General features: G+C 71.1%; 14 protein-coding genes and 2 pseudogenes. 8 read left to right on the top strand and 8 right to left on the bottom strand.

Annotated elements, in window-relative coordinates; translation table 11 throughout:
- Positions 1 to 74 precede the first annotated feature (74 nt).
- Together CcI49_RS35940 and CcI49_RS35935 are read right to left on the bottom strand one after the other, a co-directional pair.
- Positions 75 to 1352, bottom strand: a complete 1278-nt coding sequence (locus tag CcI49_RS35940) for a multidrug effflux MFS transporter (protein WP_063793266.1) — start codon at positions 1350 to 1352, stop codon at positions 75 to 77.
- A gap of 54 nt (positions 1353 to 1406) precedes the next feature.
- A complete protein-coding gene (locus CcI49_RS35935; RefSeq protein WP_054569968.1) occupies positions 1407 to 2051 on the bottom strand; it encodes an NAD(P)H-binding protein in 645 nt (214 codons plus the stop codon).
- 173 nt (positions 2052 to 2224) lie between these two features.
- Between CcI49_RS35935 and CcI49_RS35930 the strand changes: the two genes are divergently transcribed.
- Positions 2225 to 2860, top strand: a complete 636-nt coding sequence (locus CcI49_RS35930) for a TetR/AcrR family transcriptional regulator (RefSeq protein WP_054569969.1) — start codon at positions 2225 to 2227, stop codon at positions 2858 to 2860.
- Between the two features lie 121 nt (positions 2861 to 2981).
- Here CcI49_RS35930 and CcI49_RS35925 read toward each other — a convergent pair whose 3' ends face one another.
- The 3 genes and pseudogenes from CcI49_RS35925 to CcI49_RS44630 all read right to left on the bottom strand — a co-directional run bounded on the left by CcI49_RS35925 (position 2982) and on the right by CcI49_RS44630 (position 5090).
- Positions 2982 to 3371, bottom strand: a complete 390-nt coding sequence (locus tag CcI49_RS35925) for a PPOX class F420-dependent oxidoreductase (RefSeq protein ID WP_054569970.1) — start codon at positions 3369 to 3371, stop codon at positions 2982 to 2984.
- 269 nt (positions 3372 to 3640) lie between these two features.
- Entirely contained in the window at positions 3641 to 4381 is a 741-nt protein-coding gene (locus CcI49_RS35920; RefSeq protein ID WP_076834062.1) for an enoyl-CoA hydratase/isomerase family protein, read from the bottom strand.
- Between the two features lie 158 nt (positions 4382 to 4539).
- Positions 4540 to 5090, bottom strand: a pseudogene (locus CcI49_RS44630) (acyl-CoA dehydrogenase family protein).
- Positions 5091 to 5417: 327 nt separating this feature from the next.
- Here CcI49_RS44630 and CcI49_RS35905 point away from each other — a divergent pair.
- The 5 genes from CcI49_RS35905 (at position 5418) to CcI49_RS35885 (ending at position 11198) form a co-directional block, all read left to right on the top strand.
- The gene (locus tag CcI49_RS35905; protein ID WP_076834061.1) at positions 5418 to 6371 is read left to right on the top strand and encodes a TIGR03619 family F420-dependent LLM class oxidoreductase; all 954 of its coding nucleotides are present in this window, start codon (positions 5418 to 5420) and stop codon (positions 6369 to 6371) included.
- Positions 6372 to 6495: 124 nt separating this feature from the next.
- A complete protein-coding gene (locus CcI49_RS35900; protein WP_076834008.1) occupies positions 6496 to 7509 on the top strand; it encodes an acyl-CoA dehydrogenase family protein in 1014 nt (337 codons plus the stop codon).
- A 91-nt stretch (positions 7510 to 7600) separates the two neighbouring features.
- The gene (locus tag CcI49_RS35895) at positions 7601 to 9094 is read left to right on the top strand and encodes a fatty acid--CoA ligase family protein (protein WP_076834006.1); all 1494 of its coding nucleotides are present in this window, start codon (positions 7601 to 7603) and stop codon (positions 9092 to 9094) included.
- Between the two features lie 4 nt (positions 9095 to 9098).
- Positions 9099 to 10289, top strand: coding sequence for an acyl-CoA dehydrogenase family protein (locus tag CcI49_RS35890; RefSeq protein WP_076834004.1), 1191 nt, complete (start codon positions 9099 to 9101; stop codon positions 10287 to 10289).
- Positions 10290 to 10406: 117 nt separating this feature from the next.
- Entirely contained in the window at positions 10407 to 11198 is a 792-nt protein-coding gene (locus CcI49_RS35885; RefSeq protein ID WP_076834002.1) for an SDR family oxidoreductase, read from the top strand.
- A gap of 54 nt (positions 11199 to 11252) precedes the next feature.
- On the opposite strand, the gene CcI49_RS35880 is transcribed toward CcI49_RS35885, so the two are convergent.
- A complete protein-coding gene (locus CcI49_RS35880) occupies positions 11253 to 12059 on the bottom strand; it encodes an enoyl-CoA hydratase (RefSeq protein ID WP_076834059.1) in 807 nt (268 codons plus the stop codon).
- Positions 12060 to 13033: 974 nt separating this feature from the next.
- Here CcI49_RS35880 and CcI49_RS35870 point away from each other — a divergent pair.
- Positions 13034 to 14434: an ABC transporter substrate-binding protein gene (locus CcI49_RS35870; protein ID WP_083749920.1), complete on the top strand. Its 1401-nt coding sequence runs from the start codon at positions 13034 to 13036 to the stop codon at positions 14432 to 14434.
- A gap of 69 nt (positions 14435 to 14503) precedes the next feature.
- Here CcI49_RS35870 and CcI49_RS35865 read toward each other — a convergent pair whose 3' ends face one another.
- Together CcI49_RS35865 and CcI49_RS35860 are read right to left on the bottom strand one after the other, a co-directional pair.
- Positions 14504 to 15541, bottom strand: a complete 1038-nt coding sequence (locus tag CcI49_RS35865; RefSeq protein ID WP_076833999.1) for a hypothetical protein — start codon at positions 15539 to 15541, stop codon at positions 14504 to 14506.
- Between the two features lie 347 nt (positions 15542 to 15888).
- The gene (locus CcI49_RS35860) at positions 15889 to 16383 is read right to left on the bottom strand and encodes a nuclear transport factor 2 family protein (RefSeq protein ID WP_083749919.1); all 495 of its coding nucleotides are present in this window, start codon (positions 16381 to 16383) and stop codon (positions 15889 to 15891) included.
- Between the two features lie 405 nt (positions 16384 to 16788).
- Between CcI49_RS35860 and CcI49_RS44625 the strand changes: the two are divergent.
- Positions 16789 to 16881, top strand: a pseudogene (locus CcI49_RS44625) (enoyl-CoA hydratase/isomerase family protein); the annotation flags it as partial.

Here is a 16881-nt window from a genome sequence, read left to right as displayed (position 1 = left end):
GGCACTCTGCTGCTCTCGCGTGTGCTGCTGCTCTCGCGTGTGCTGCGGTGCCGCGGTGTTCCGATGAGCGGCCCTCAGCGCCTGGCGGTTCCGGTCGGCGCCGACGGCAGGGCCGGCTCGGTGGTCGGCGGCCCGACGGCACGATCGCGCGACCCGGTCAGGCCGAGGAAGACGGCCAGCGCGGTCGTGCCCAGCGCGGCGATCACGATCGCCATGGGCACCGCGCTGTCGTTGCCGGCGACACCGACCAGCGGCGCGATGCAGCCGCCGACCAGGAACTGGGCGCAGCCCAACACCGCGGACGCCGTACCGGCCACAGCGCCATGGTCCTCCAACGCCAGCGCCGCCGCGTTCGGCATCACCAGGCCGACGCTGGCGACGACGACGAACAGCGCGACCAGCAGGGCGGCGACACCCGCCTCGGCGAGCACCGCCGCGCCCACACCGAGCCCGCCCACCATCGACCCCAGCAGCCCCAGCCGGAGCAGGAATCGGCCACCGACGCGGTGCACGACCCGGCCACTGACCTGCGCGGCGATCACCAGCCCGAGTGCGTTGACGGCGAACACCAGGCTGTACTCCTGCGGGTTCAGACCATGGATGTCCTGCAGCACGAACGGCGAGCCGGAGATGTAGGCGAACATGGCGGCGAACGCGAGGCTGTTGGCGAGGCAGTAGCCGACGAACACCCGGTCGGCCAGCAGCCGGCGGAAGACCGGCCCCATCTGGCGCAGGCCGCCGCTGTGCCGGTTCTGCGGCGCCAGCGTCTCCGGCAGGCCGACGCCGGCGGCGAGCAGCAGCAGACCGCTCAGCGCCGCGAGCGCGACGAAGATGCCCTCCCAGGAGGTGACCCGCAGCAACTGCCCGCCAGCCAGCGGGGACAGCACCGGAGCAAGCCCGGTGACCAGCAGCAGCATGGCGAAGTACCGCGCGGCCGCCACGCCGGAGAACTGGTCGCGAACCGCCGCGTAGGCGATGACGATGCCGAACGCTCCGCCGACACCCTGGATGCCGCGCAGGGCGACCAGCAGCCAGATGGAGGGTGCCACCGCGCAGAGCAGACCCGCCACCGTGTAGAGCGTGAGCCCGAGGAGCAACGGCCGCCGACGACCGTAGGCGTCGCTGAGCGGCCCGGCGAGGATCTGCCCGACCGCGAGACCGACCAGGCAGGTGGTGATGCTCAGCTGCGCGCTGGAGGCACTGGTGCCGAGGTCCGGAGCAAGATCGGGCAGTGCGGGGACGTAGGCGTCGGTGGAGAGCGGGCCGAGGGCGACGAGCGCACCCAGAATCGCGAGGACACGTGTTCGCGTGGCCCGCCCACCTGCTGCCGCCGCTGTGGCTGTGCCAGCCATCGTGATGTTCCCTTCGACAGGACGGACACCTGGTGAGGCGCCCGTGCGGGTCGCTCAGTAGGCGACGCTGATCCGTCTGCGCAGCGCGGTCGGCTGCTCGATCTCGTCCACGAATGCCGCGGCGTAGTCCGCGATGCTGATGCGGCTGCGGCCCTCCTCGTCCTTCAGGAGGTCGTCACCGCCGACCCGGAAGGTCCCCGTGCGCTCACCGGGCTGGATCTCGGCGGGCGGCGAGACGAAGGTCCAGTCCAGGTCCTCCGCCGCCCGGTAGAGGGCGAGCGCGTCCTTCTGCGCGGTCGCGTTCGCCCGCCACATCTCGGGAAAGTGCGGTGTGTCCAGCAGGATCGTGCCCGGCGCGACGCGCAGGCTGCCGGCCCCGCCGAGGACGACCAGCCGCCGGACGTCCGTCTTGCGCAGCCCGTCGATCAGGCCGCCCGTGGCACCGATCAGGATGTCGCGGTCGTCGTCCCGGCCGTGCCGGGGGCCGACCGCGGAGGCCACGGCGTCGTGGCCCGGCGCCAGCGCGGCGACGGTGCCCGCGTCCCGGACGTCGCCGGCGCGCGCGACGAGGTCGGGGTGGGTGATTCCGTCGATGTGACCGCCGCGGGTGACACCCGTGACCTGGTGCCCGCGGGCGAGGAGCTCGCCGGCGATCGCGCTGCCGATCTGGCCACTGGCGCCGAAAAGCAGGACCTTCATGTGATCTCCCTGGTTGATCCGAGCAACGGCGGGGCTGGCCGCACACGCCAGCACGAACGCTGTGCGCACGGGCCGGCACCCGACGGAAGCGGGTCACGTGACCAAGGGGAAGGTAGCACACCAACTGGTTGGTTGTAATGGCGTGCGACGCTGCGAGGCCTACCCTTGAGCCCATGCCACGCGACGGTGACGCCACCCGCAGATCGATCCTGCAGTCCGCCCGCACCGAGTTCGCGGCGTTCGGGCTGGCAGGAGCACGGGTCGACCGGATCGCCGCGCGCGCCGGCTGCAACAAGGAGCGGATCTACGCGAGCTTCGGCGACAAGCAGCAACTCCACCGCCGGGTCCTGGCCGAGATGCTGGAGGAGATGCGCACCGCCACGATCGTCGAGGTCGACGAGGACGTCGCCAGCTACATCCACAAGTCCTACGAGTTCCAGCGACGCAATCCCGCGCTGCTGCGCATGCTGCTCTGGGAGGCGCTGGAGTGCACCGCCGAGAGCCCACTGCCCGACGAGCAGGGCCGCCGTGACTGCTACGCGCTCAGCACCCGGGCGCTCAAGCCCCACACCGAGGGCTCGGATGAGGAGAACGCACGCTGGCTGCTGCTCACCCTGATCGGCCTCAGCGCCTGGCCGCACGCGGTCCCGACACTCGCCCGGCTCGTCACCGACGACGCGTCGGCCACCGACGAGGGGCAGGAGAAGCTACGGGAGTTCCTGGCGACGTTCGCCGCCGGCGGCGCGGCCGCCACGGCGGCGATGCCGCCCGGTCACACCTCGGGAGGCCGTCAGGACGACGGCGCGTAGGCCCGGAGGAAGGTGTCCACCGCGGCTGGGCTCACGAGTATGAAACAGACTTTCGAGCGGCCGATCGTCGCGCCGATCATGGATCGCCGGGCGACCACGACCCGCGTTGATCACGCCGACGTCAGACCGCGAAGCCGATGACCTTGCGCGGCACCACCCGCACAACCAGCCGCACCGTGCCCTCCGGGTCCGACGGCGGGTCCCCCACCAGGTACTTGTCGTTGATGATCCGTTGGAACCCGCGGTCGGTGTCCTCACTCAGCTCCGCGGTGCCCCGGATCTCGAAATAGCGGAGCGGGTTCGCGGGATCGACCACGCAGATACTCACCCGCGGGTCGCGGGCCAGGTTTCGGGCCTTGACCCGCCCGGCCGTGGTGGAGAACAACACGTCGTCGCCGTCGCGATGAACACAGACCACCGAGGAGTGTGGACCGCCGTCGGCATTCAGCGTCGACACGGTCACGAACACTCGGCTGTCCAGCAGGGCACGCAGCCCGTCCGCAAGACTCATGCCCTTTTCCTAGTGAGCGCGGCGTGGGGCCGGCAAGAAGGAACATTCCTGGTACAGCGGCACATCGGTGTTACCGTCGATCCGGGTCACCCGAATTCCCGGCCGTACGAACGGCTCGTTTCGCCACCGGTAGGAACTGCTTCCCCGGGCGGGTAGGTCGCCGAGCTCGGCGTGGTCGTGTTCCCCTTCGTGTCGCTGCACCCGTTGTGCGGGGGAAATACCGATCGATCTGGCCTGGTCCAGCCTGCGGCCGTTCGAGCGCGAGGGTGCTACCAGCGTTCGAGTGAGGGGCGGGCCGGCTCGTGGCCGCCATGACCAGTGGCCGTGGCCCGCGGCCCGCACAGCGCTTCAAGCGCGTCGGCGAAGAGGTGCCGCTTGAGTGCCTCGATCACACCCGCGTTCTTGTAGGCCAGCGGCCGGGCGAACTCGGCCGCGGCCGTCAGCACGGGTTCGTCCCGGACAGCCAGGTCGACGAGACCGCGCTCCGCCGCGGCGTCCGCGTCGTAGGTCCGGCTGGTCGTGGTCATCTCCAGCGCCGTGAACGGGGGAAGTTTCGCCCGCAGCAGACTGATCTCACCCCAGGTGTAGAAAAAGCCGGCATCGGCGTAGGGGAGGCCCATGCGRCCGCGACCACACTGCATGAGGCGGTAGTCGTGCGCCAGTGCGAGCATGACCCCGTTGGCGAAGGCGTGCCCCTGAAGGGCCGCGACGGAGATCATGGGGAGAGCGACGAATCTGGCGTACAGCCGGAGGACGTCGGCCGCGAAGGACTCGAGCCCGCTTTCCCCGATCCCGAAGATCCATCCGAGGTCAGCGCCGTTGCACCAGTGCTTCCCGGAGGCGGTGGTGATGAGGGCGCGCGGCGTCGGGGCCTGTTCCACCTCGTCCAGGAGACTGTTGATCCAGGCGACGCGGTTCCCGTCGAAGAGGTTCTGGTCAGGGCCGAGATCGAGTATCAGCAGCTCGCCGTCCTGGCGCAGCTCTGGGCCGGGTGATCCACGTTCGCCCAACGCTCGTTCCTCCCCCAGGTGCGGCAGTACAGTCCTCCACTGTCTGTGATCGTGACGCCACTCCCGCAGGCGCGCAATTCGGCGGCCACCCGGCGGACGTCGGCACATCCGCCGGTCGGGCGCCGGGCCGGCCCGGCGCCCGGGGCACCGGCGAGCCGTCAGCCCACGCCGGCCAGCAGTTGCCGGGCGATGACGATCTGCTGGATCTGGCTGGTGCCCTCGTAGATCCGGAACAGCCGGGCGTCGCGGTAGAAGCGCTCGACCGGCACGCCCCGCATGTATCCGCTGCCGCCGTGGATCTGGCGGCCCGGTCGGCGATGCGCCCCACCGCCTCCGAGGCGAAGTACTTCGCGCAGGACGGTCCCGTCCGGGTGGCAGGTAGGCCTTCTCCTGCTCCTCCGTCGCGCCCTCCAGCAGGACGTGGCCGGCGATGCCGTTGTTCGTCCCGAACATCGAGCGGAACGCGGGGGTGGTGTAGCCAAGCTCGAAGACGAGCCGGACCTCCTCGCTCATCGACAGGCCCAGGCCTCCGTACAGCTCCGGAATCGCGAAGCCGAACAGCCCCACATGTCCGCCGCCTCGGTGCGGATGCCCGCCGGGATGGCATCCGTTCGCTCGATCTCGGCTTCCGCCGGCACGACACGCTCGCGCACGAACCGGCGAACCGGCGAACCGAGGCCAGCGCCTCACTGAAATCGCTTTCCTGCACCGTCACCCACCCACAGCGAGGTCGCCAACTCAAAACATCTATATATTAAGCGTCACGTCAAGTGGCGGGCGATCCGTGGCGGGCGATCCACCGCAGGCCACACCCAGCCTCCGCGCGCGACCGCGCCGCAGGGGTTGCACCGCACCGCCACCCGACCGTAGGGTGAATATCTAGATATTTTGAGAGCTTCGGCGGGCCGGTCGGCGCGTGCCGCAACCTGACTGCCCCAGGCCGGTGTACATCCACCATCGCACGGCCCCGGGTGTCCGCGCGGACCGGGCCCGCCGTCAGTCAACCGCTCCGCCAGGCAAGGAGAACACCGCCAAGATGGCTTCCGCCCTGTCGTCGCCGGCCGAGCAGAACGTCCAGCCCCCCGTGCGTTTCTCCTTCGAGCTGCCCACCCATCGGGCGCACCGACCGCAGGAGTTCGTCACCGGCGAGGCRATCGCCGAGCTCACCCGGGCCGCGGCCGCCGCCGGCTTCGACGCGGTGAACGTCACCGATCATCCGGCCCCCGACGCCCGCTGGCTCGACAACGGAGGGCACCACGCGCTGGACCCCTTCGTCGCCCTGTCGTTCGCCGCCGCGGCCGACCCCGGCCTGAGGCTGCTGACCAACATCTACGTCCCCGCGTACCGCAACCCGCTCCTGGGCGCGAAGCTCGTCCACAGTCTCGACCTGCTCGCCGGAGGGCGGCTGATCCTGGGCGTGGCCGCCGGCTACCTCCGGCCGGAGTTCCGGGCTCTCGGCATCGACTTCGACCGGCGCGGCGAGATCCTGGACGAGGCCCTGGCCGTCCTCGACGCGGTGTTCACCGGTGACGATCTCGCCTGGCAGGGATCGGACTTCTCCGCTCGCGGCGTCCGGTTCCGGCCGGTGCCTCCGTCCGGCCGCCGGCCGCCGGTGTGGGTGGGTGGCAACAGCAGGCCGGCCATCCGCCGGGCCGCCCGCTTCGACGGCTGGGCGCCGTTCCACACCGGCGGCTTCGCCGCGGCGTCCCGCACCGCCACGATCGAGTCCGTCGACGATCTCGCGGCTGCCATCCGGTACGTCCATTCCCAGCGCGCCGGCGCCACCGGGCCCTTCGACATCTGCTGGTCCGAGCCGACCCTCGCCAACCGGGCGACATCCGTCGACGAGCGGCTCGACCGCGTCACCGCACTGACCACCGCCGGCGTCAGCTGGCTCACCGTCAGCGTGCCCGGTGACACCCGCGCCGAGGTCCTCGACGGGGTCGCCGCGTTCGGTACCGAGATCATCGGCCGGACCGTGGCCGCCTGACGGCGCCTCCCGGGGCGATCGCCGCGCGTCCGGCCCGAAAAGCGGGGACAGTGTCGTGCGGGGCACAGGGGTATCGGATTAATATCTAGATATATGCCCGACTAGCGATAGGTGACGACGTCCCATGCAGTTCCGCCTCGACGACGACCAGCTGGCAATGCGCGACGCCGTCCGGGCGTTCTGCGCTGACCACTTCGCCCTCGACGACCTCGCGGCCCGCGAGGGCAAGCCCACGGACGCCGCGCTGTGGTCGGCACTGGCCGAGCTCGGCGTGCTCGGCCTGCTCCTCGACGACGCCGCGCCCGGTTCCGAGGCCGGTTCGGGGCTGGGCCTCATCGAGGCCGCGATCGCGTTCGAGCAGCTCGGCGCGCACCTCGCCGGCGGACCGGTGCTCTGGTCCACCCTCGCCGCGCCCTTCGTCGACGGGGCGACCGAGGGAACCGTCCGGGTCGCCGGCGTCACGATCGACGGCTCGGTGGCCGGCTCGACGACCGGCCCGCTGGTCGTCGAGCACGGTGACGAGTGCGACGTGCTGCTCGTGGCGTACGACGACCGGCTGGAGATCTGCCCGCGTGCGGAGGTGGCGGCGTCCGTCACCGGGGCGCCGCTGGACCCGCTGACCCCCGTCGCCGTCCTCCCGGACGTCCCCGCGGGCCGGGTGGTCGGTGGTGCGCCCAAGGCGGGCCGGCTGCGGCTGCACGGCGAGATCCTCAGCGCCGCGGCGCTGGTCGGTGTCGCGCAGGGCGCGCTCGACGTGGCCCGCGACTACGCGCTCGAACGCGAGCAGTTCGGCGTCGCGATCGGCTCCTTCCAGGCGATCAAGCACATGCTGGCCGACATGTACGTCCGGGTGGAGCTGGCGCGGGCCGCCGCGTACGCCGCCGCCGCGGTCGCGACCGACCCCCGCGCCGGTGACCCGCAGCGTGCCGCGAGCGCGGCGAAGCTGCTCGCCGGCGAGGCCGGGATCGCGAACGGGCGCGCCGCCGTGCAGGTGCTCGGCGGCATGGGCTTCACCTGGGACATGCTCCCGCACTACTTCCTGAAGCGGGCCTGGGTCCTGGAGAACCAGTTCGGCACGGCGTCGTCCCACGCCGCGCGGCTCGGCACCGCAGTCGGAAGCGAGGTCGCGGCGTCATGACCAGGTCGCATCCGACGGCGCCCTCCGTATGTGGACAGGCGCCCGTCAGCGCGCACTGGCAGGTCAGGCCTCGACCGGAACGGCGGTACCGATGACAGCCCCTGGCACAGCCGAGCTTCCGACGCTCAGCGAGCGGCTCGGGAAGGTGCTGGCGCTCGACCCGTCCGCCCCCGCGGTCGAGTTCGAGYAGCGCTGGCACACCTGGGGCGAGCTGGCGGCGACCGCCGACGCGCTCGCACCGCAGGTGCGGCCGGGTGAGCGGGTCGCGGTGCTGCTGCGCAACCGCCCCCCGCAGCTCGGCCTGCTACTGGGACTGCTGCGTCACGGCGCCTGCGTGGTCGCGGTCAATCCGGGCCGTGGGGTGGAACGGGTACGCGCCGACCTGGAGTCGCTCGCGGTCGGGACCGTCGCCGGCTCCTCCGCGGACCTCGCGGCCTTCGCGCCCCAGGCGCTGGTGCGCCGGTTCGTCAGCGACGACCTCGGGGTCGTGCGCGTCACCGGCGAAGGGCCGCCGGTGGGTGACGGCGACCTGTGCCCGCAGACCGCGGTCGAGATGCTCACCAGTGGGACGACCGGCCCGCCGAAGCGGGTGCCGCTGACCTACGAGACCTTCTCCCTGGTGCTCGCCGGGGCGAAGCACTACGAGCGCAACCCGGACGCCGGCCTGCGGCTGCGCCGCGGCGTCGTCGTCGTCAACGCGCCGCTGGTCCACCTCGGCGGGCTGTTCCGCGTCCTGCAGTGCGTCAACGACGGCCGCGCGTTCTGCCTGCTGGAGAAGTTCCGGGTCGACCAGTGGGCGGACGCGGTACGCCGCCACCGGCCCTCGACCGTCAGCCTGGTCCCCGCGGCGCTGCGGATGGTGCTGGACGCCGATCTCGACCGCGACGACCTGTCGAGCGTGCGGTCGGTGATCTCGGGCACCGCGCCGCTGTCGCCCGAGGACGCCGACGCCTTCCAGCTCAGGTACGGCGTGCCGGTGCTGACGTCCTACGCCGCGACCGAGTTCGGCGGCGGGGTGGCCGGCTGGAACCTCGCCGACCACGAGCGGTACTGGACGGCCAAACGCGGCAGCGTCGGGCGCGCCCACGCCGGCTGCGAGCTGCGGGTCGTCGACCCCGAGACCGGGGCCCCGCTCGGTCCCGACGAGCCGGGGCTGCTGGAGGTGCGGGCCCGCCAGCTCGGCGAGCAGGCCGGGTGGACCCGCACCACCGACCTGGCCCGGCTCGACACCGACGGCTTCCTGTGGATCCTCGGCCGCGCCGACCAGGCCATCATCCGCGGCGGGTTCAAGATCCTCCCCGACGATGTGCGGGCCGCCCTCGAACGTGACCCGCGGGTGCGGGGCGCGTCCGTCGTCGGGCTCGACGACCCCCGCCTCGGCGCCGTCCCGGTGGCCGCCGTCGAGCCCCGACCCGGGATCACCGTCACCGCCGAGGAGCTCCTCGCCGACGCGGCCGGCGTGCTGGCCCGCTACGAGCTGCCGGCACGGCTGCTCGTCGTCGAGTCCCTGCCGCGCACGCCGTCGGGCAAGGTCGACCTCACCGCGGTACGCGCGCTGTTCGCCCAGACCCCTGATCAGGAGTAGTGGCATGGACCTGACCTACAACGAGGAGGACGAGGCGTTCCGCGCCGAGCTCCGCACCTGGCTGGAAGCCGAGGTGCCCGCGCACGGACCGCCGCCGCCTCCCGGCGACTGGCCGGCGCGGCGCGCCTACGACACCGCCTGGCAGCGCAAGCTCCACGACGCCGGCTACGCCGGCCTGCACTGGCCGGCCACGTTCGGCGGCCGCGGCGCACCGGTCACCCAGCAGCTCGTCTACCTGGAGGAGTACGCCCGCGCCGGCGCCCCGTACATCAGCGTGAACTTCGTCGGCATGATGCACGCCGGCCCCACCCTCATCGCCGAGGGCACCGACGCCCAGCGCGCCTACCACCTCCCCCGCATCCTCAGCGGCGAGGACATCTGGTGCCAGGGCTTCTCCGAGCCCTCCGCCGGCTCCGACCTCGCCTCCCTGCGCACCAGCGCCGTCCGGGCCGGCGACGAGTACGTCGTCAACGGGCAGAAGATCTGGAGCACCCGCGCGCACGTCGCCGACTACTGCGAACTGCTCGTCCGCACCGACCCGGACGCCCGCAAGCACCGCGGCATCAGCTGGCTCATCCTCGACATGCGCTCCCCCGGCGTCGAGGTCCGCCCCATGCGCACGATCGACGGTGAGAGCCACTTCTGCGAGGTGTTCCTCACCGACGTCCGGGTACCCGTGGCCAACCTCGTCGGCGCCGAGAACGACGGCTGGCGGGTCACCAACGTGACACTGCGCTTCGAACGCGGCACCGCCTTCGCCCAGCACATCATCACCCTGCGCACCCAGCTGCGCGACCTCGTCCGGGCCGCCCGTCTCGTCCCCGCCACCGGCGGCGGCACCGCCTGGGACGACCCGGCGCTACGCACACACGTCGGCCGGCTGGAGGCGAACGCCGACGGCCTGTGGCGGATGACCCAGAAGGGCATCGCCGAGGCGGAGGCCACCGGACTGCCCGCACCCACCGGCTCCGCCGTCAAGCTGCGCTTCAGCGAGCTCAGCCAGGAACTCAGCGAACTCGCGGTACGGGTCCTCGGCCGCGCCGCCATCGGCGGTGTACAGGGCGCCGGCATCGACGGCGTCGAGACCGCCCGCGCCTACCTCTGGTCGCTGCAGTACAGCATCGCCGCCGGCACCTCCCAGATCCAACGCAACCTCATCGCCGAACGGATCCTGGGGATGCCGCGCGCGGCCTGAACCGCAGCGCATCATCACACCATCACGCGGCGGACGCGGCGGCCCGCCCGGGCCGCCGCGTCCGCCGTCCCACCGGCCGCCCCTCACCTGCCGCCGCTCACAGAATCGGAGCCGAGGATGGATCTCGGAGTACGCGACCGTGCGTACGTCGTCGTCGGCGGAACGGCCGGCATGGGGCTGGCCACCGCGCAGCTGCTGGTCGCCGAGGGCGCCCGGGTCGCGGTCGTCGGCCGCAGCCGCGAGCGGGCACAGGCCGCGGCCCGCCAGCTCGGCCCAGGCGCGACGGCGCTGGTCGCCGACGTCAACACCGCAGGCGAGGCCGACCGGATCCTCACCGAAGCGGCCGACGCCCTCGGCGAGCTGGCCGGCATCGCCGTGACGACCGGCACCGGCCAGGGCTCACACCGCGGGCTCGCCGACGCCACCGACGAGGTGTGGGCCGAGGCGTTCGACGACATCCTCATGGGCACGGTCCGCGCGGTCCGCGCCGCGGTCCCCCACCTCGTCGCGGCCGGCGGCGGCACCATCGTCACCACCGCCGCCTACGGAATGCGCGCCTACCACCCCGACCGCCTGCCCTACATCACCCTGAAAAGCGGCATCGCCACCTTCACCAAAACCATCGCCCGGGCGTACGGCGCCGCCGGCGTGCGAGCCAACTGCGTCTGCCCCGGCGCGATCGAGACGGACTCCCTCGCCGGCCTGCGCCAGCACCTGGCGCAGGAACGCGGCGTGCCACCGGAGGGCCTGCTGGAGCAGGTCATGGTCGACGAGTGGCACATGGACGTCGCCCTGCGCCGCCCCGGCACACCGACCGAGGTCGGCGAGCTCTTCGCCTTCCTGCTGTCCCCCCGCGCCGGCTACCTGACCGGCGCGGTCATCAACATCGACGGCGGCACCCAGTTCTGACGGGCCCGGCCCGGCGCCGACGGGCGGGCCCGGCCGTCGGAACCGGGCGACCGGCTACCTGCCGATCTGGGACTTCATGTCGTCCAGCAGCATGAGGATCGGCAGGCCCGACTCGCTGAGCGCATGACCATGGCCGGTCTGGTGGATGTCGAACACGGACTGCACGGCCGCGTAGAAACCCTGCACGTCCAGCGTCTGGTTGACCGCGCGCTTCGCCTGCCGCAGCGCGAACGGGTGCATCTGGGCGATCTGCGCGGCCAGCTCGTGGGTCGCCGTGCGCAGCTCGTCGAGCGGCACGACCCGGTTGACCATGCCGACCCGCTCGGCCTCGTGGGCGTCCATCCCGCGGCCGGTGAACAGCATCTCCTTCGCCCTGCGGGCACCCCATTCCCAGGTGTGGCCGTGGTACTCCACGCCACCGATCCCCATGTTGACCACCGGGTCCGAGAACTTCGCGTTGTCGGCCGCGATGATCAGGTCGCACGGCCAGCACAGCAGCAGGCCGCCGGAGATGCAGACACCCTGCACCGCGGCGATCGACGGCTTCGGCACGTTGCGCCAGCGCAGCGAGTACTCGAGGAACCGCTTCGCCTCCACGGCGTAGATCCCACCGAGGGTCATGGCCGGCCGCTGGCCGTTCCCGGCTCCGCCGACGCCCTTGATGTCGTGCCCGGCGGAGAAGTGCCTCCCGTTGGCGCGCAGAACGATGACCCGGACCTCCGGATCATCGGCCGCGCGCCGCCACGCCTCGTCAAGCTGGTCAAGCAGCTCCGGTGTCTGCGCGTTCGCCGCCTGCGGCCGGTTGAGCGTGATCGTCGCGACCCGCTCCGCCGCCTCGTACTCGATGAAACTCTCGCTCACGAACGATCCCCTCGAGCCCTGCCAGGGGTAGGACGTCAGGCCCGCCCCCTCGGCCCACACGCCGCAGACCGACCAATACATCTATACATTAGCGCGGCCCGCCGTTCGCTCAGCTCCGCATCCACGTGGACAGAGCGACAAACCATCCGTATACACGGCGTTGAAGTACCCATTTTGGACGCAGACTGTTCGACGACGCCGACCTCACCCGGGCGATTCCCGGCGCCGGCATGGGCATGCTCGCGGGCTCCGGGCAGAACTGCTCCTGCACCTCGCGCATGTACGTCCAGCGCGCCATCCGCCCGCGATCGGGCGGCCGACACGGCAGATATTGAACTGCTGGAGAATCTCACCGCCGCCATAGGCGAGGACACGACCCGGGTCGGAACAGATTCCGCCGGTGTGGTCGATCCTGACGTCGGGCCCGGTCTCCTCCGCCGTATCCCGGACACCACAGTCGGCGAACGGCTCACCAATGTCCATCTGCCCGCCGACATCGGCCCTTTTCCCGTGTTCGCACACGCCATCGCATGAGCGCTCCGGCGATGCCGTACGGAGTGACGCAGGCGCGTCAGCGCCAGACCGGGCCACTACCGGGCCACGCCCGGCGGCCGCCGGGCGTGGCCCACCGCGACCGGGTCGCCGGCCACGAGGGAGCCGAGCGGCCGGCAGAGCCACTCGGACAGGCAGCTACCTCTTGACGGTGCGGTTAATCTCTATATATTTTGCCTCGACACCTCGTGGCGGACGTCACACATCCTCCCGCAAACCGACGAGCACCGAAACGAGGGAGGTGCGCCACGTCCCGCCTCCCTGCACACCGCATGCTCCTGTGCCACCGGCCACGGCAACCTGCGCCACCGGCCACGGCAAAGGGTGCCTGCGAACACGGCACGCAGAGGGCACGGTCTCACCGCGGAGCCGCGAACACCTGCACGAGCCTCGAACGAGCACGCCCTCCGGGAGGAGTACCCGTGAAAAGGTCTGACAACTGGTTACTCAACACGCCCAGAGAACGCCGTCGCAGGAACCCGCCGGCGCGTCGACTGCGCGGCCTGGCGGTCCTGACGGCTGGGCTCCTCCTGGCCGTGACGGCGTGCTCGAACTCGTCGGGCAAGGTCGCGGACACGTCCGACGCCGGGGTGTCCGGCGGGGCTCAGGGAACGGCGGCGGGGCCCGGCGTGACCGACAGCGAGATCCGGTTCGCGATGCTCGGCACGAAGAGCAACAATCCGCTGGGCACCTGCATCCTGGACTGTTTCGCCAGCGGCGTGAACGCGTACTTCGCCTATCGCAACAGCGAGGGCGGGGTCCACGGCCGCAAACTGGTGGTCGCCGAGACGGTGGACGACCAGCTGGGCAAGAACCAGCAGGAAGCACTGAAGATCGTCTCCGCGAACAACACCTTCGGCACGTTCTCGGCGCCGCTTCTCGCCACCGGCTTCGGTGCCTTCGCGGAGGCAGGGGTCCCGCTCTACGCCCTGCCGGCGAACGCCAGTGACATGGTCGGCAAGGATTCGGCCTTCTCCAGCACCGGTTCCTTCTGCATCGAGTGCACCCAGACCTACTGGTCCTATATCGCGAAGCTCGCCGGCGCCACCAGAATCGCGGCGCTCGGAATCGGCGTCGCGGCGCCGTCGAAGAACTGCGCGAACGGGGTCGTCCGGTCGATCGAGACGTTCGGCGGGAAGTTCGGCCAGAAGGTCGTCTACATGAACGACACCCTGGCGTACGGCCTGCCCAACGGCGCCGGCCCCGAGGTTACGGCGATGAAGAACGCCGGCGTCCAGCTGGTCATCGGATGCATCGACCTGAACTCCATGAAGACCTTCTCCCAGGAGATGGAACGCCAGGGCGTCGGCGATGTCCCGATGGTGCACCAGAACACCTACGACCAGAAGTTCGTGGCCGCGGGCGGCGACCTGTTCGAGGGCGACTACGTGCTGCCGCGCTTCCGCCCGTTCGAGGCCGACGCCGGCTCCTCAGGCCTGAAGACCTTCTCGACCTGGATGAAGAAGGCCGGGTCCGAGCTCACCGAGTACGCCATGCTCGGCTGGATCGACGCCGACCTCGCCTACCAGGGCATCAAGGCCGCCGGCCCGTCGTTCACCCGGGCGTCGGTCATCGCCGCCACCAACAGGATGACGAACTACAGCGCGGACGGGCTGATCGACCCGATCGACTGGAGCCGCCAGCACGAGCCACCCACCGAGGCGGACCCGGTGACCCATGGCTACAAGCAGGAATGCATCACCCTGGTCAAGGTCCACAACGGCCGGTTCGAGCCCGTGGGCGATCCGAAAAAGCCCTTCATCTGCTGGCCGGTGACAAAGGAACGGACCTGGTCCGAACCCACCTTCACCAACTTCACCTAGTACGGATGGCCATGCTGCTCGGGGCCGGTCTCCCGGCCCCGAGCAGCATCCGCACCGGTTCGGAGTTCGCTATGAGACCCGGCGCACCACGTTGCGCCCTGCGATCACCGGCAGATCGAGGGCGCTGAGCAGCCCGCTGGGTGCCGCGCACACCGCCGGGATGGCGTTGACGGCGCGCATCGCCGTGGCGATGAGGCCGTGGTCGGATCCGACCACCTGGTCGAAGGTCAGCTCGCAGCGCATGGCCGGGCGGCCCTCGATCTCGACCCGGTAGACGAGGGTGTCCGTCGCGCTCCCGTGCGGCCAGTCCGGGGCGACCTCGGCTCCCATCCGGTTCACATGCTCCAGGATGATCACCGGACGGCCGTCCAGCAGTCCGCGCACCTCGAAGCGCACGCCGGACACCTCACCGGCGTGGAGGGTGCCGATCGCCGTGGAAAGGTCCGTGTCCACCGTGGCGACCTCGTGCACGGTGTCCATACCGTCGAGACGCAGGCCGAGAGCGTCGGCGAGCTGGCTGATCACCGCTCCCCACTCGTTGACGAGCAGGTCGCCGGTGAACAGGATGCCGGGCTGGTCGGGCGGATTGCCGAAGCCGAACGCGAACCGCATGGCCTCCTCGACACCGTAGGTGCTGTAGTCGGCGATCTCCTGGATCCGGACCGACTCGACGTCGTCGCAGGCCGACAGCAGGCTCAGCGGCAGCAGGTCGCTGCCGAGGCCCGGTTCGATCCCGGTGGCGAAGAAGGAGGTCTGGCCGCTGGTCGCCGCGGCTGCCAGCGGCTCGCGGCTTCTGGCATCCGCGGCAGGCGGGTAGACCATCCCGGCCAGGGACGTCGTCACCACGTTCGCGCCGGCAGACAGGAAGGGAACGAGATCGGCGACCACCGCCTTCTCCCGGCCCGGGCCGGGCCCGAAGTAGGACAGGCAGTCCGGCTGCAACGCCAGCAGAGCGGTGCTGTCGCGGGTGGCGACGACCCCGGTCGGGTCGGCCAGCCCACACAGCTCCGCCGCGTCCCGCCCCTCCTTGTCCGCGGCGTTCACGCACACGCCCACCAGCTCCAGCGCCGGGTGGTTGATGATCCCCCGCAGCGCCTCCCGCCCCACGGCGCCTGTTCCCCATTGAACGACCCTGATACTGATCCGTCTGCCCTCCACGCGGCCGCCCAGGTGCCCCGAGTGACCGAGGCCGGACCTCCGCCGAAAATAGCCAGATAATTCCGGGTCGGCTGGACGTTACCCGAACTCGGCGGCCACGTCTGCAACGTCAGCCCGCGGCGCCCCCACCTCGATGACGACCGCCGCGTCCCTGCTCATCGGGCACACACTCCCGTTCCATCGGGCACGGCGGTGGCCACGATGCGCACGTTCCTGAGGATCTTTCCCCGGGTCGGGCTGTGCCGACGACCGCGTGGGACGGCCGCGGGAGCACGCGGCCATCCCACGGCGAACAGCTAGGCTTCCTGGCCGTCCGCCGGGCCGAGAGCCCCGATGCCGATGAGGCCGGCACGGCGCGCGAAGCACCAGCGCCCGTCCTCACGCACCAGCACGTCGACATGCCGGCCGACGAGGACCCTGGGCGCGCCGTCCGGCGCACTCGAGATCGCCGCCCACACGCATTCGCCGGACGCCGTGTCACTGCCGGCGGTGAGCTCGATGCGAGGTGACGCGAGCAGGTGGACGGAGCTCCTCGAACCGTCCGGGGCGAGCCGGACCACCTTGGCCGCCGCCTTCTCGATCTCCTCCCGGCCGTCCGCGCGCATGACCGGGCCGAGCCGAAGCCTGGCGTCGCGCGCGAACAGCGACGCGTATGCGGCCGGGTCCCCCGCGTCGAGGTGGCGCCCGTAGTCGATGTACAACTGGCGGATCTCCTCAAGGTCCTCGAACCGGCGCAGTCGTGCGCCCAACGAGCGGAGCTCGTCGCCCGGGTCCACAGCTGGAACACTCACGGTCTGCCCTCCTCCTCACAGTGCCGCCCACAGGCAGCGGATCGCCGCTGTGCCGGCAGGAGCTGTGCCGTCTCGCGGAGCACCCGCCCCAGCCGTCCTTCGCGCCGCCCCGACCTGGCCGACGCCCACGAGAGACGCCAGCAGCCCACAAGCTAGCAAAACATATATATAATTTCCATCAACCTCGGCAGGTGCGGCGCAGCGGGATCCGGGCGCCGACACCCCGCGACAGCACCCTCGGCACACCAGGCGCGACCCGACGATCTCCGAACGGGGCCGCCAGTCCGCCGCGAGGGTGATGACGCTCACCGACGTCGTGAAATATATAAAGATTTCACCTAGGATCGCCTACGACCCAGGGCGCAACGGGAGAGGGAAGAGCCGTTGACTGACGAACGCGTGCTGATGGAGCGGGAGCCGGAGTCCGGCATCGCCCGCATCACGATCAACAATGCGCAGCGGCGCAACTCCTACGACCCGCCGATGCGCGACCAACTC

Source organism: Frankia sp. CcI49 (genome assembly GCF_001983215.1).
Classification (GTDB): Bacteria; Actinomycetota; Actinomycetes; order Frankiales; family Frankiaceae; genus Parafrankia; species Parafrankia irregularis.
The sequence above is the reverse complement of the archived record's forward strand: the minus strand, read 5'-3'. Positions and strand labels throughout refer to the sequence as shown.

Coding starts and splice junctions, on each gene's coding strand:
- CcI49_RS35930 (WP_054569969.1), top strand. CDS start 2,225: ATGCCACGCGACGGTGACGCCACCCGCAGATCGATCCTGCAGTCCGCC.
- CcI49_RS35885 (WP_076834002.1), top strand. CDS start 10,407: ATGGATCTCGGAGTACGCGACCGTGCGTACGTCGTCGTCGGCGGAACG.
- CcI49_RS35925 (WP_054569970.1), bottom strand. CDS start 3,371: ATGAGTCTTGCGGACGGGCTGCGTGCCCTGCTGGACAGCCGAGTGTTC.
- CcI49_RS35940 (WP_063793266.1), bottom strand. CDS start 1,352: ATGGCTGGCACAGCCACAGCGGCGGCAGCAGGTGGGCGGGCCACGCGA.
- CcI49_RS35900 (WP_076834008.1), top strand. CDS start 6,496: ATGCAGTTCCGCCTCGACGACGACCAGCTGGCAATGCGCGACGCCGTC.
- CcI49_RS35935 (WP_054569968.1), bottom strand. CDS start 2,051: ATGAAGGTCCTGCTTTTCGGCGCCAGTGGCCAGATCGGCAGCGCGATC.
- CcI49_RS35890 (WP_076834004.1), top strand. CDS start 9,099: ATGGACCTGACCTACAACGAGGAGGACGAGGCGTTCCGCGCCGAGCTC.